The organism is Agrobacterium sp. DSM 25558, assembly GCF_900100825.1.
GTDB lineage: Bacteria > Pseudomonadota > Alphaproteobacteria > Rhizobiales > Rhizobiaceae > Agrobacterium.
Genome location: NZ_FMUD01000006.1, coordinates 124,246 through 139,213, shown reverse-complemented (window position 1 = coordinate 139,213; position 14,968 = coordinate 124,246). Strand labels below are relative to the sequence as shown.

General features: G+C 56.5%; 11 protein-coding genes. 9 read left to right on the top strand and 2 right to left on the bottom strand.

Features of this window, described 5'->3' with window-relative positions:
• Nucleotides 1-13: 13 nt before the first annotated feature.
• The 9 genes from DSM25558_RS07530 to DSM25558_RS07495 all read left to right on the top strand — a co-directional run bounded on the left by DSM25558_RS07530 (nucleotide 14) and on the right by DSM25558_RS07495 (nucleotide 10,592).
• Nucleotides 14-1,162, top strand: a complete 1,149-nt coding sequence (locus DSM25558_RS07530) for an acyltransferase family protein (protein WP_103586410.1) — start codon at nucleotides 14-16, stop codon at nucleotides 1,160-1,162.
• Between the two features lie 5 nt (nucleotides 1,163-1,167).
• A complete protein-coding gene (locus DSM25558_RS07525) occupies nucleotides 1,168-1,959 on the top strand; it encodes an endo-1,3-1,4-beta-glycanase ExoK (protein ID WP_077103359.1) in 792 nt (263 codons plus the stop codon).
• Between the two features lie 52 nt (nucleotides 1,960-2,011).
• Nucleotides 2,012-3,199, top strand: a complete 1,188-nt coding sequence (locus DSM25558_RS29225) for a glycosyltransferase (RefSeq protein ID WP_103586412.1) — start codon at nucleotides 2,012-2,014, stop codon at nucleotides 3,197-3,199.
• A gap of 3 nt (nucleotides 3,200-3,202) precedes the next feature.
• Complete coding sequence (locus tag DSM25558_RS29220; protein WP_103586414.1) at nucleotides 3,203-4,219, top strand: glycosyltransferase family 2 protein; 1,017 nt, start codon at nucleotides 3,203-3,205, stop codon at nucleotides 4,217-4,219.
• Nucleotides 4,216-5,154, top strand: coding sequence for a glycosyltransferase family 2 protein (locus tag DSM25558_RS07515; protein ID WP_077103357.1), 939 nt, complete (start codon nucleotides 4,216-4,218; stop codon nucleotides 5,152-5,154). The genes DSM25558_RS29220 and DSM25558_RS07515 overlap by 4 nt, the downstream gene beginning before the upstream one ends.
• Nucleotides 5,151-6,146 (top strand): glycosyltransferase family 2 protein, encoded by a 996-nt coding sequence (locus tag DSM25558_RS07510; protein ID WP_077103355.1) that lies wholly within the window; start codon nucleotides 5,151-5,153, stop codon nucleotides 6,144-6,146. Before DSM25558_RS07515 ends, DSM25558_RS07510 begins: the two co-directional genes overlap by 4 nt.
• A 43-nt stretch (nucleotides 6,147-6,189) precedes the next feature.
• Complete coding sequence (locus DSM25558_RS07505; protein ID WP_077103354.1) at nucleotides 6,190-7,095, top strand: UTP--glucose-1-phosphate uridylyltransferase; 906 nt, start codon at nucleotides 6,190-6,192, stop codon at nucleotides 7,093-7,095.
• 75 nt (nucleotides 7,096-7,170) lie between these two features.
• Nucleotides 7,171-9,519 (top strand): polysaccharide biosynthesis tyrosine autokinase, encoded by a 2,349-nt coding sequence (locus DSM25558_RS07500; RefSeq protein WP_077103353.1) that lies wholly within the window; start codon nucleotides 7,171-7,173, stop codon nucleotides 9,517-9,519.
• Between the two features lie 128 nt (nucleotides 9,520-9,647).
• Nucleotides 9,648-10,592 (top strand): 2-hydroxyacid dehydrogenase, encoded by a 945-nt coding sequence (locus DSM25558_RS07495; protein ID WP_077103352.1) that lies wholly within the window; start codon nucleotides 9,648-9,650, stop codon nucleotides 10,590-10,592.
• A 12-nt stretch (nucleotides 10,593-10,604) separates the two neighbouring features.
• Here DSM25558_RS07495 and DSM25558_RS07490 read toward each other — a convergent pair whose 3' ends face one another.
• Nucleotides 10,605-13,541, bottom strand: a complete 2,937-nt coding sequence (locus DSM25558_RS07490) for a hybrid sensor histidine kinase/response regulator (RefSeq protein WP_077103351.1) — start codon at nucleotides 13,539-13,541, stop codon at nucleotides 10,605-10,607.
• A gap of 143 nt (nucleotides 13,542-13,684) precedes the next feature.
• The gene (locus tag DSM25558_RS07485) at nucleotides 13,685-14,899 is read right to left on the bottom strand and encodes a TIGR03862 family flavoprotein (protein ID WP_077103350.1); all 1,215 of its coding nucleotides are present in this window, start codon (nucleotides 14,897-14,899) and stop codon (nucleotides 13,685-13,687) included.
• Nucleotides 14,900-14,968 lie beyond the last annotated feature (69 nt).

Here is a 14,968-nt window from a genome sequence, read left to right as displayed (position 1 = left end):
AAGGGGAACTGATGTGACTTTTGATCAGAACCTATCTTCCCGCATCAATTTGATGCGTATCGTTTTAATTTCCGGCATTGTCTTCGTGCATGTGCCACACAATCCTGAAACCAGTCCATTCTTGGGACTCTACGGTTTCTTTGACTGGATACGAGTCTTTCTGGGCGACGCCCTGTTTCGTATCGGCGTACCATGCCTGAGCGCGATCTCTGGGTATCTGCTGTTTCGGCGTGGCATGAGTGCCTTCGATTATTCAACAACGCTCAAATCAAAAGCTAAAACCGTTCTGCTCCCTTTCTTTTTGTGGAACAGTGCGTTGATCGTTGCAGTTCTTCTGATGCAGCGCTTCGGTTTTGGCGACGGTTACTTTCCAGATTTGTGGAACGCAACGCCTCGTGAAATGATGAGCCACGGCGCGGCTGTCGAAGAGTTTCCGGTCAACATTCCCCTTTATTTCTTGAGAGACCTTTTCGTCTGCATTCTGCTGTCGCCAGTGCTGGCATTTTTCGTGAGACGCTTTCCGTTGGTCACCCTCGGCATACTTCTCGTCATTGCCGCACTGCCCGACGCCGACCTTTTGATCTTTCAGAAGAAACAAATCCTGTTCAGCTTCACGCTTGGCATTGCACTTGCCTTGTATAAGGTGGACTTAAAGGCTCTCGACCCGCACGCCGTCAAAATCACCGTTCTGGTTCTGGGTGCTGCCGCACTACTGGCGACGGGCCTTTACTTTACCGGCCCGGATTTCACGTATGGGCTGAACTTGCTGACCAACTTGCTGGCGGTCTTTGGTGCTATCGGCCTATGGGCATCGTCGTCCCTGCTGATCCAGAGCCGTATTGGAAAACGTCTGGCCAATACGGGAAGTCTCAGCTTCTGGATTTTCTGTGCCCACTACCCGCTCCTCGTCATCATGTGGATGGTCTGGAACAAGGGCGGCCCGGATTTCTACCCAGCTTTTTACGTCGGGGCCATACTGCTGTCCTTCGTGATCCTGATCATCAGCAATGCGCAGGTCCGCGCCAAGTTGCCATCTCTCTACGGCATTTTGACTGGAAGCCGGGGCAAGAAGCCGAAGGCGGTTTCCCAAAACACACCATCCGTGAAGGCCGATCCTCTTCGGTCGTCTGTAGACACTCCCGTTCCACAACGACAAAGGTGAACCCCATGACCGCATTTCTCAGCAGCGTTCACTCACGCATCATCGCTTCTGCTCTTTTGGTTCTCAGCGCAGGCACATCTGCCGCAGTGGCACAGGAAGACAATGGCAAGTCTTTCGTGGAGAACTTCGACAGCATGGATCGCTCTTTCTGGTACGTCTCTGACGGCTGGAACAACGGTCCGCATCAGAACTGCACATGGTCCAAAAAGCTGGTCAAGTTTGAAGATGGACAGCTGCAACTTGGCTATCAGGAGGGCAAGGCTGGCGACCGCAATTACTCTTGCGGCGAAATCCAGACCAAGGGTCGTTTCCGCTATGGCACCTACGAAGCACGAATCAAGACTGCAACGGGATCGGGCCTGAATTCAGCTTTCTTCACCTATATCGGACCGACCGATAAAAAGCCGCATGATGAAATCGACATGGAAGTTCTTGGCAAGAACACCTCTCAGGTTCAGCTCAACCAGTATATTTCGGCCAAGGGTGGCAATGAAAAGCTGGTGGATGTCGCAGGCGGAGCCGACAAGGCGTTCAACGATTATGCCTTCGTATGGGAGCCGCAGCGTCTGCGTTATTTCGTGAATGGAAAGATGGTCCATGAAGTCACCGATCCATCCAAAATTCCCCAGAATCCCCAGAAGATTTTCTTCAGCTTGTGGGGTACCGACACGCTGAAAAGCTGGATGGGCAAGTTCGCCTATAGCGGCCCGACGGTGATGAACGTCGATCGCATGGCGTTTACGGCTCTCGGCGATAAGTGCCAGTTTCCGGAATCCGTCGCCTGCCTGTCGAACTGACACCTTTGACCTCTAGACTGCCCCATGACCCTTCGCTTCAGGACTGTTTTTGATGACGCATGTTCTCTATTTCGCTCATGATCTCGCCGACCCGGCTATTCGCCGGCGGGTTATGACGTTGCAGACGGGCGGAGCAACGGTCAGCGTCGCAGGTTTTACGCGCGGAGAAAACAAGCTGGCCGATGTCGATGGCACGGCACCGATCGTGCTTGGCGAAACCGCGGATGGACAATTTGCACAGCGCATCCTGTCCATCGTCAAGTCCAGCCTGTCGCTGCCGCGCGCATTACGGCAGGTGCGCAAGCCGGATGTCATCATTGCCCGCAATCTTGAAATGTTGGCACTGGCGCGGCGTGCATCGGGTATTTATGGGCGCGACGTGCCTGTGGTTTACGAATGCCTGGATATCCATCGGCTACTCCTCAACGAAGGGCCGGTCGGCAAGCTCGTCAACGCAGCGCAACGGTATTTTGCAAGAGACGCAAAGCTGTTGATCACCAGTTCACCGGCCTTCGTCGCGCAGTATTTCGCGCCCCATTCCGGTTTGCAGTTGCCGGTGCTTCTCCAAGAAAACAAGGTACTAATGCTGGATGCTGTCGGGCGAGCTCCAGCAATGCCGCGCGTCCCGAAGCCAGGCGAGCCGTGGAAAATCGGATGGTTCGGCGCATTGCGTTGCGCCAAATCTCTGCAAATCCTGACCGATTTCGCAGCAAAGATGGATGGCAAGGTCGAGATCATCCTGCGCGGGCGCCCAGCCTATTCCGAGTTCGATGATTTCGATGGCTTGGTCGCCAAAGCCCCGCATGTCAGCTTTCTCGGACCGTACAAGAACCCCGAGGATTTGGCTTCGATCTATAACGAGGTTCAGTTCACCTGGGCCATCGACTTCTTCGAGGAGGGCCAGAACTCGAGCTGGCTGCTGCCCAACCGCCTCTATGAGGGATGCCTTTACGGCACATTGCCCATTGCCGTTGCTGGTACGGAAACGGCGCGTTTTCTGGAGAGCAGGCACATCGGACAGGTCTTGCCCCATGCGAATGTCAGCACTCTGGAGGAGCTCTTCGCTGATCTGACCGAACAGTCTTATCTCGAGGCCTTTGCCCGGCTTGCTGCAATCGACCAGAAACAATGGGTTACGGACCGGCAGGACTGCGTTCAACTCGTTCACAAACTCGCCTCCCTGGCAGCGCCGCACAATGGCCGCACCGTGGAAGCGGCACTCTCAACCGCTGGGGTCTAAGCCATGAAGTTGCAAACTATTCCAGACGTCAAAACGTTGATCGTCATACCGTGCCTCAACGAAGCCCGCACGATCGATGATCTGTTGCTGAAGTTTTCGAGCAGCTTGAACCACCCGCAGGACCGCATCATCGTCGCCGATGGCGGCAGCACGGATGGTACGCGCGATATCGTCGCCAGCTTTTCCATGCAGGACCAGCGCGTCATTCTGCTTGCCAACCCCAAACGTATCCAGAGCGCCGGCATCAACCTAGCGGTCGAAATGTTCGGTGCCGACTATGATTACCTGATCCGCATCGATGCGCACGGCGATTACCCGGACGATTATTGCCATCGCCTTCTGGAAGATGCGGTGAAAACTGGTGCAGATTCGGTCGTTGTCGCCATGGATACGGTCGGTCACGGCACGTTCCAAAAAGCCACCGCGATTGCCCAGAACTCGAAACTTGGTAATGGCGGTTCCAAACATCGCGAAGGATCGAAAGGGCATTGGATCGATCACGGCCATCACGCGTTGATGCGCATATCCGCGTTTACCAAGGCTGGCGGCTACGATGAAAGCTTCAGCCACAACGAGGATGCCGAACTGGATTACCGGCTGCGCAAGGCCGGTTTCCGCATATGGATGACCGACAAAACCCGCATGACCTATTACCCTCGTTCCAACGTCACGCCCCTGTTCAAGCAATATATGGCCTATGGCCGTGGGCGCGCCAAAAACCTTTTGAAGCACCGCTCGCTACCCAAGATCCGCCAGATGATACCGCTGGCGGTTATGCCAGTTGCCGTGTTTGCGCTTCTCGGCTTCCTTCATTGGGCCGCGTTCGTACCTCTTCTTCTTTGGGTCGGCGCTTGCCTTGGCTACGGGTTATGGATGGCTGTCGCCGAGAAGAATTCCTACGGCCCGCTGGCAGCCTTCGCCGCGATGGTCATGCATTTTGCGTGGTCCACCGGTTTCTGGCTTGAGCTGCTAGGCTCCATCGGCACACCAGCGCCTGTGGCGAGAAAGGCCGTTTCATGACCGGAACCTCCCTACCGTCCGCACCCGTCACCGTCGATATCGGCATCTGCACCTACCGCCGTCCGGCGGTCGTTGCGACATTGAAGTCCCTGTTCGAACTCGATATTCCCGAGGGCACGACCGTGCGGCTCATCGTGGCGGATAATGATGCTGAGCCGAGCGCAAAAGCATCCATCGACAATCTGCGCGAGACATCACCGTTCGAAATCACCTACGTCCACTGCCCGAAGTCGAATATTTCGATTGCCCGTAACGCCTGCCTTTCGACCTCGCAAGCCGATTATCTGGCCTTCATCGATGACGACGAAACCGCGCCGCGTGAATGGTTGTCGGAGCTGTTGCAGACCGCACAGACAACCGGTGCAGAAACCGTGCTTGGGCCTGTGACGGCAATCTACAAATCGAATGTGCCCACCTGGATGCGCAAGGGCGATTTCCACTCGACATTCCCCGTGTGGGTCAAGGGCGAGATCATCACCGGCTATACCTGCAACACCCTGCTTCGCATGTCGGCACCGGCTGTCGCCGGTCGCCGCTTCGCGCTGTCGTTGGGGCAGAGCGGTGGTGAGGACACGCACTTCTTCTCGCACATGCATGCCGCCGGTGGCCGCATCGCCTATGCGGAAAAAGCCGTTCTTTCCGAGCCGGTGCCTGATACGCGCGCCAGTTTCAAATGGCTTGCGAAGCGTCGCTTCCGTTCAGGCCAAACGCATGGGCGTTTGCTCGCGGAGAAAAAACCGGGGTTTCGTCGCGTCGCACAGGTTGCTGTCGCCGCAGCCAAAGCTGCCGCCTGCGCCGGAATGGCGCTGCTTGCCATTTTCGATCCGGTTCGTCGTACCCGGCAACTGCTGCGCGTCGCGCTGCATTGCGGTTCCGTCAGTGGTGCGGTTGGCGTGAAGGAAATTCGCCAATACGGCACCGTGGAGGCGACATGATGGAAGCCTCGATACAGCCGGACGTCACATTCGTCATCGCCGCCTATAATTCAGCAGACACGATTGTCCCGGCCGTTGAGAGCGCCTTGGCGCAGGCACTGGTGACGCTGGAAGTCATCGTCGTGGACGATAAGTCGAGCGATGCCACCCGTGAGATCGTCAAGGCTTTCGCCATGAACGACCCGCGCGTCCGGTTGATCGCACTGGAGAAAAACCTCGGCCCCGGCGGTGCTCGAAATGCCGGGCTCGATGCGGCAGAGGGACGCTGGATAGCCGTTCTGGATTCCGATGACGTAATCCTCCCGCACCGCACCGCGCAGATGATCGCTCGTGCCGAGGCGGCAAGCGCAGACATCGCTGTCGACAATCTCGATGTGGTTTACACGGATGGTCGCCCGAAAGAGACGATGTTTGCCGATGCTTTCCTGCGGGAACGCGGCGTTCTGACTTTGGAAGACTTCATCGCATCGAACGTCCTTTTCCGCTCGACGTTTAATTTCGGCTATATGAAACCGATGTTTCGTCGGGATTTCCTAAACGATCACAAGCTGCGTTTCCACTCCACCTTACGGATCGGGGAAGACTATCTGCTTCTCGCGTCCGCACTGGCAGTAGGCGGTCTCTGCACCATCGAGCCGTCGCCCGGCTACGTCTACAATATTCGTGAAGGCTCGATTTCCCGTGTGCTCGAACTTCGCCACGTCGATGCAATGATTGATGCCGATCGCGAGTTCATGGCGGGTTACACGCTTTCGCCCGCCGCACGCGACGCACAGAAACAACGCAGCCGCAGCCTTGTCGAGGCACGCCATTTTTTGATGCTGATATCCAGTATCAAAAGCCGCTCCGTTTCCGGCATCGTCAAGATCGCTTTCCGCGATCCCATCGCGTTTCGACACCTGCGCATGCCCATCGAGGTCCGCTTGAGAAAACTCAAAGATACGATGACCGCAAAGTCAGTTTCAAAACGGGTGAACAGGCAAGCATCCTGATCTGCCCAACTTCAATACTCAAAAATCAATTAAGGAGAATGCTGTGGATTTGAATAGGACCGTCAGAAAGGCCGTAATCCCTGTAGCAGGCAATGGAACCCGGTTCCTGCCCGCCACAAAGGCGATGCCGAAAGAAATGCTAACGATTGTTGATCGTCCCGTTGTTCAGTACGCCGTCGATGAGGCCATGCAGGCTGGTATCGAACACATCATTTTCGTCACCAGCCGCAACAAGACGGCTATCGAAGACTATTTCGACAGCGCGCCCGAGCTGGTCAACACGCTGACGAAATCCGGCAAGACGATGCAGGTCCTAAAGCTTGAGAAGATGCTTCCGGTCGCAGGCACGGTCAGCTACACGCGCCAGCAGGTCCCCTTGGGACTTGGCCATGCCGTCTGGTGTGCACGTGAACTCGTCGGCAAGGAGCCGTTCGCTCTTCTTCTGCCGGATATGGTGTCTTACGGAGCGCGCGGTTGCATCGCCGGTCTCATGGAACTTTACGACGAAGTCGGCGGCAACATCCTCGGCGTCGAGGAATGCGCGGCTGAAGAAACCTCGTCCTACGGCATCGTCGGCGTCGGCAGCACGGTCAGCCACGGCTTCCGTGTGACGGAAATGGTGGAGAAGCCGGAACCTTCCGCAGCCCCGTCTAATTATTACCTGAATGGCCGCTATATTCTGCAGCCGGAGATATTCGATATTCTCGCAAAGCAGGAACGTGGCACGGGCAATGAAATTCAATTGACGGATGGTATGAAACGTCTTGCAGAAACGCAGCCCTTCCATGCCCAGAAATTTATTGGACGCACATTCGATTGTGGTAGCAAGCAAGGCTTCATCTCTGCAAACGTTGCCTTCTCGCTGATGCGCTCGGATATGGAAGCCCAGGTTCTGGCCTCCATCAAGGAATTGGTTTTGAACCATGAAAGCCGCGTCAAAGCGGCTTGAAACTAAAAACAGGAGAGCCGGGAGGGCAGGAAAACTGCCGTCCCGCTCGTTATTTTTTTAAACACAGGTGGGTCAATGCACCACAAGACCTTTAGATCGAACATGAATTTCCCGGACCAGTCCAAGGACGCCGACACATTTATCGACCTCGACCGCCTCTGGGCCGCCGTGGTGCGCCGTGCCAACATCATCGCAGCCTGCGTTATCGCGACGATGGTTCTGGCAGGGCTCTACCTCGTTCTGGCAACGCCGGTCTACACTGCGATGACGCAGGTGCTGCTGGATGAAAGCCTGTCGCGTTATGCGGAAGATGAAACACCCGTCCCAGCCGCCCAGGTTGTCGATAACCGCATCGCAAGCGCCGTCGAAGTTCTGAAGTCCAAGGAAATGGCGCTGACCGTGGTCGACAAGGCGGCCCTTGATCAAAACGAGACGATCATCAATCCACCGATGTCGCCCGTTGATCTGATCAAGTCTTCCGTCAAGGGCGTGGTCGATCTTCTGACGCCAAATTCCCCACCGGCCTCCGAAGAAGCCATGCGTAACGGACGCCGTGAAAAAGCAGCCGCGGTCATCCAGCAGGCACTGACAGTCGAGCGCGTCGGCCGAAGCTCAGTCATCTCGATCTCCATAAGATCGATAGACCGGCAGTTGGCGACGCAGATTGCCAAGACCTATGCGAATTCCTACCTGACGGAACAGTTGAACGCGAATTTCGATGCAACGGAACGTGCTTCCGTTTGGCTACAAGAGCGGCTAACGGACCTTAACCAGCGTTCGCAGGCCGCGTCCTTTGCAGTCGAAAAATACAAGTCGGACAACAATATCGTGTCGTCTCGTGGTGAGCTGATGTCCGAGAGCCAGCTTTCGGACTTGAACGGTCAGCTGATTGCCGCACAGGCTGACGCAGCGACGGCCTCCGCCCGCTACACACAGTATAAATCCATAACCGACCAGGGTCCCGATAACGCCGTCAACAACGCCATCGTCTCCGCGCGGGATACGGATAACACGGTGATCCAGGACCTGCGCAAACGTTACATCGCCATTTCCGACAGGGAACGCGGTGTCGTGCAGCAATTCGGCAAGGATCATCCGCAAGCCATCGCGCTTGAGAGCGAAAAAAGCGATCTCGCTCGTCAGATTTATCAGGAGCTTCTACAGCTCACCGGCGGCTTCAAGAATGAATTCGACGTGACCCAGTCCCGCGTCCAGTCTCTTCGTGAAAATATTGACCGCGTCGCCGGGCGCAACTCCGAAGCCAACATGACCATGGTCAAGCTCCGCGAGCTGGAGCAGCAGGCGGCAGCGTTGAAGACGCTCTACGAATCCTATCTCGGTCGCTTTGAAGAAGCATCGCAGAAGCAATCCTTCCCGATTGCCAAGGCGCGCGTCATCTCCGAAGCCGGATTGCCGACATCGCCTTCCAGCCCGAAAAAGACGATGACCATGGCGCTCTCCATCATCCTCGGCTTGATGCTGGGTGGTGCTGTGGCTGCTGTTCTGGAATTCCGTGACCGGTATTTCCACACCGGCAATGATGTGCGCGACAGTTTGCGTATGCGTTTCCTTGGTTATCTGCCTTTCATCGGTGAGAAAGGCGTGGAGACAGCCAAATCCGAAACGGGTGCTGCAACACCGGAAATTCCGGAGACCGACATCGAGGATAATGGGCAGGTCTCATTCCAGAAGATGCTGCGGCTGGCGGTCGATAGTCCGCGTTCCAGCTTCACGGAAACGCTGCGAAACGTCAAACTCACAGCTGATGTGGTTATTCAGGAACGACAGTGCCGGGTGATCGGCGTCATCTCGTGCCTGCCCAATGAGGGCAAGTCCGTGGTCGCGCTCAACCTTGCGGGCCTCATCGCCACCACTGGAAAGCGCACGCTGGTCGTGGACGCCGATATTCGCAATCCGGGCCTCAGCCGCATGTTGACGACGCGCCAGTCCGCTGGTCTCGTGGAAGTCGTGCTGGACGAGGTTCCGTGGACAAAGGCCGTGAAGGTCGATAGCCGCACCAAAATGGGCATTTTGCCGGTTTCCACCAGCAACCAGTTCGCCCATTCCAGCGAGTTGCTTGCCTCATCCGGCATGCGCAAGTTCATGGATTCGGCGCGCGAAGCCTGCGATTACATCATCGTTGACCTTGCGCCCGTTGTGCCTGTTATCGATGCCAAGGCATTCGCCTCGCAGGTGGATGGTTTCGTGTTCGTGACCGAGTGGGGCAAGACACCGATCCAGATGGTGCAGAACCTCATGAGCCACGAACCGCAGATCGCCAACAAGACACTCGGCATCGTGCTGAACAAGACCGACATGACCGAGTTGCAGCGTTATGCCGGTCCAGGCGGCTCGGAACACTATCACGAGCAATTCTCCGCCTATTACGGCGATGCCAAAAAGCCGGTTTCCGAACCCGCCTAAAACAAAATCAAGATGCCCGCGCCAAGCGGGCTTTTTTTTGCCCGCTATCGACCAATAATGGCTGGCTTCCGAGAGAAGTTTTCCGCATTGATATGACGTCACGAATATCAGCGCAGGACACGTCCCTCATGCCCTCTCCCATCGCCTTTGTTTCCCGCACCACCGACGCCAACGAAGCGGAATGGATCGAGATGCTGTCTTCCGCCCTGCCCGGCGAAACGATCATTTCAGTCAAGGCAATGAGCGACGAGCAGAAGGCGCAAGCGGAAATCGCCATCGTCGCCAACCCGGATCCGGCAGATATTGCTAAGCTGAGCAATCTGAAATGGATACACAGCCTGTGGGCGGGCGTGGAACGTCTCGTGGCGGAACTTGGCATAACATCACCACCCATCGTGCGGCTGACCGACCCGGAACTGACCCGCGTCATGGCTGAGGCCGTGCTGGCGTGGACCTATTATCTCCACCGCGACATGCCAGCCTACCGGGACCATCAGCAAAAAGCGCTGTGGAAAGAACTGGAATATCGCCATCCGAAAGATATCACCGTTGGCCTCCTCGGACTTGGCGCGTTGGGAGCAGCCGCCGCCGCAAGACTCCGTGAGGCTGGCTTTAACACCACCGGATGGAGCCGTTCACCAAAGACACTGGAGGGTATCGAAACTCTGTCTGGTGACAGCGGTCTTCAAACCTTGCTGGCGAAAAGCGATATTCTCGTCTGCCTCGTTCCGCTGACTGCCGATACGAAAGGACTGCTGAACAAGGATCGTCTCGGCACCATGAAAACCAACGCGGCGATCATCAATTTCGCACGCGGGGCAGTCATCGTGTCGGAGGATTTGCTGGCGGCACTGGATGCTGGGCATCTGTCTCACGCCGTCCTCGATGTTTTCGAACAGGAACCGCTTGATGAGCAATCGCCGTTCTGGAAACACCCGCGCGTAACAGTATTGCCGCATATTTCCGCGCCGACCAACCGGCAGACATCCGCCGCCATCGTTGCCGGAAACATCAGCGCATGGCGCAAGACAGGAAATCTGCCAGCAACCGTGGACATGGCCCGCGGTTACTAAGCCGACCTTACATCATTCACTCATGGCCTGAGCGATGGCCGAACGGACGTCATTTTCATTATAGGGTTTGCACAACAACACCGAACCCGCTGGCGCGTTGCCCGGCAGGAAATTATCGCCCGTTGCGAACACGACGCCAACCAAGGGCTTACGCTCTTTGATCAGCACCGCCAGATCCGCTCCACTCATATCCGGCAAACCAACGTCCGTCACCAGCACATCGATTTCTTCTCTTTCGATGAGATCGATCGCTTGAGTGGCGTTTGCTGCTTCCACGACGACGTGGCCACCCTCCAGAAGAATATCGGATGTATTCATCCGGATCAGTTCATCGTCTTCCACCAGCAGCACACGCATTGCCGACTTCGTGCGCAGTTTGGCAATGGCGTCCTGATTGGATGCGCGGTCCTTGTTTGACTGTGCCCGTTGCCTCTGATTGGCAATGACATGGCGCAGACGTCTGGCAAGAGCCTCACGCGTGTAGGGCTTTGAAAGCAACTCGACACCCGCATCGAGCTTGCCGCCATGAACGATCGAGTTTTCAGTATAACCGGAGGTGAACAGGATGGCGAGGTCGGGCAGACGCTCCTTGGCGCGCCGCGCCATTTCACTGCTTTTCAGCGGTCCCGGCATGACGACATCGGTGAAGATGACGTCGATGGGAACGCCGCTTTCGGCAACGGTCAGGCCAGCCTGCGCATCACGCGCGGTCAGGACCCGATAACCAAGATCCGTCAATGTTTCAACGACGATGCTTCTCACCTCATCATCGTCCTCCACGACGAGAACCGTTTCGCTGCCGCCGACGATTGGCCCGCTCTGCACCACGATTTCACGATCCTCTTTGGAAAGCGAACGGGGAAGATAAACCTTGACCGTGGTTCCCTGGTCAAGCTCGCTGTAGATTTTGACGTGACCGCCGGACTGCTTGACAAAGCCGTAGACCATTGAAAGGCCAAGGCCGGTACCCTTGCCTTCCGGTTTCGTCGAGAAAAATGGCTCGAACACCTTGTCGATGATCTCGGGTGCCATGCCAGAACCCGTGTCGGTTACCGCCAGCATCACATATTGCCCGGCTTCGACCTCGGCATGCGTGCGTGCATAATCCTGATCAAGTGAGGCATTCCCCACTTCAATGGTCAGCTTTCCTGAACCGCCCATCGCATCACGAGCATTGATCGCCAGGTTCAACAGCGCGTTTTCCACCTGTGCAGGGTCGGCGAATGTATTCCACAGACCGCCCGCCGTAATGACTTCGACTTCGACAGCCTCACCGATGGAGCGGCGCAACAGGTCATCCATACCGGCAACGAAACGACCGACATTGATCACGCGCGGCTCCAGAGCCTGACGGCGACCGAAAGCAAGCAATTGACTGGCAAGCTTTGCGCCGCGACTGACACCTGCCAAAGCGTTGCTCACGCGGCGTTCGGCACGCTCATTGCCCACGACATCCTTTGCCAAAAGCTGAAGATTGCCCGCAACGACCTGCAACAGATTGTTGAAATCATGGGCAACGCCGCCGGTCAGTTGACCGATGGCTTCCATTTTCTGCGCCTGCTGTAGCGCTCTTTCCGCGTGTCGACGCTCGGCAATTTCGGATGCAACTCGGGCTTCGAGCCCCTCGTTCAATTGACGAAGCTGGTCTTCGGCACGCCGCCGATGGCGAATTTCACGCTCCAGATTGGCGGAATGTTCCTGAAGTGCCGATTCCGCTGCACGCTGGTCGGTGATGTCGGTGTGCACACCCACCCATTCGATAATTTCGCCGCTGGCATTCAAGATGGGAACGCCGCGAATGGCGAAGGTGCGATAGACACCGTCATGCCGAAGAACACGATGCTCCCAGACATAGGTGGACTTGGTCGCGACCGCCTCGTTCCAGCTTTCTATCGAGCCTTCCCGGTCCTCGGGATGAACGGCATTCGCCCAGCCATAATCCTGATACTCTTCAATAGTTTGGCCCGTCAGCCCGGCCCATCCGCTCTGCACGCCAAGCATCTTGCCGTCAGGGCTGTTGGTCCACAATACGCCGTGAACCGCATTTACCGCAGCCCGAAAACGGTTGTTGCTGACGGTCAGCTCAAGCTCGACGCGCTTGCGTGCGTCGATGTCGATGATCAGGACATAGCAACCATCGACCTCCCCTTTCGACGTATGCCGGGGAACGTGACGGATTTCGGCGGCGCGGGTCGTACCATCCGGGCACAGGATCGCAGTGTCGTGAATAACGGTTTCGCCCGCCATTGCGCGTTCGATGTACGGTAACCGGGCCTGATAGAAAGTCTCACCCACCACATCCACTGCCTTGCGCCCAAGCACATCTTCAGGGCGATAGTTGAACCAGTCGAGGTAGCCACGGTTGGCAAACCGGTAGATGTGGTCACGATCGATAAACCCGACGAGAATAGGCAACGCGGCGGTGAGGCGGCTCAGCTCTTCGCGGCTTTCGGCTAGGTCCGTGACGGCTTTAACCTTGTCGGTATTTTCAAGCACCGTGCACAACACGCCATCAACAGTGCCACCATCATTATGGATCGGCGTGTAGAACAGATCGAAAATGACCTCTTCAGGCTGTCCGTTCCGGTTGAGAACCATCTTTTGATCGCGGTAGGCTTGGACTGATCCACGAAAGCCAGCTTCGAGGACGGCCTTGTTCCAATCCCAGATTTCGGGCCATATGGCTGGTACGGTGTCACCCAGCGCTTTGGGATGATAGTTCCCGGCGATCTCGATGTAACCGTCATTGTAGATCATGACGTGGTCTTTGCCCCACATCAAGACCTGCGGGATGGGCGAATTGACGACGGAATTCACCTTGTGGCGAAGGTTGGCGGGCCACGCGGAAATGGGGCCGAGTGATGTTTTTGACCAGTCAAATGCGCGCACAAGACTACCAGCCTCACCGCCGCCGATCGGCCATTGGCCAAATGCAGATATATCAGTCATAAAACATCACCAGCGAGAGCACAGGCTCTCATCCACCAACACTATCAGCCACGGAAACAGACTGGCCGATGTTACCACTTTATTCGAAGAAACTTATCAAGCGTTTTTTTATAACGGACGCAATAGTCTATTGAACTATATAGTTATCGGTCATGATCAAGCCTATGGATAATGCCTTTGGCAGCGGCTTTTCCTGTCGCAAAACAAGCGGTTAACAAGTAACCACCGGTTGGTGCTTCCCAGTCCAACATCTCGCCAGCCGTGAATGTTCCCGGCATGGACTTGAGCATGTAGTGCTGGTCGATCTCTTCCCAATCGATTCCCCCCGCGCTCGATATTGCCTCGGCAATCGGACGCGGAGATGTAACGGTAACGGGCAAAGCCTTTATCAGCGCCGCTATCTCTGCTGCAGACATGGCAGGCAGTTCGGGCCTGCATTCTCTCAACAGAGCAACCTTGACCGGCGAAAGACCAGCGGCCTTTCGCAATCTGTTTGAAAGACTATCTTTGCGCGGGTGCCGCTCAAGGTCACGGGTAAGACGTTGTTGCGTTCGCCCGGGCGCGAGATCAACGATCAGAGCAGGCCCGTCAGTTTGCTGGAAGGCGTCGCGCAAAGCCGCTGAATGGGCATAGACCAAGCTGCCTTCGATGCCATGCCGGGTGATCACAAACTCACCCTCGAAACGTCCGGCTTGAGACGTCGTAACGACGGATTTTACGGGCGCACCCGCAAAGCGCTCCACGAAATGATCGCTCCATTCCACGTCAAAACCGCAATTGGCAGGTTGGAAATCATTGACGGTGACGCCTTTTTGCCGAAGCCACGGCACCCAGGCCGCATCAGAGCCCAGCTTCGGCCAGCTCGCACCACCGAGTGCAAGGAGGACAGTGCCTTGCCGGACGTTCACATTGCCGGAGGGCGTCTGAAAGAGGAGCGCATCACCATCAAACCCTGCCCAGCGATGCCGTGTCTTGATCTCAACTCTCCGCGCATTCAGCCGCGAGAGCCAGGCACGCAAAAGCGGCGAAGCCTTCATGGCGACAGGAAAAACCCGGCCGGAAGTTCCGGTAAACGTCTCCTGCCCCAGAGACAGCGCCCAGTCGCGCAGCATGGCAGGCGTGAAGTCGTCTAGCGCCGATTGGAGCTTCGCCTGAGCAGTCCCGAACCGGGTGACGAAATCATCATATCCTTCGGCGTGGGTGATGTTGAGACCGGATTTACCGGCCATGAGAAATTTGCGCGCGACCGTTGGCATGGCCTCATAGACCGTAACGACAAGACCAGCCGCAGACAGCACGTCCGCCGCCATCAGCCCCGCGGGTCCACCACCAATGATCGCCACTGTCTTGCCGTGCATCACACAAATTTCCAACGCGGTTTGATTACATCCGCCTTATACCGATTTGCCCGCGCCGGTACATGCGCT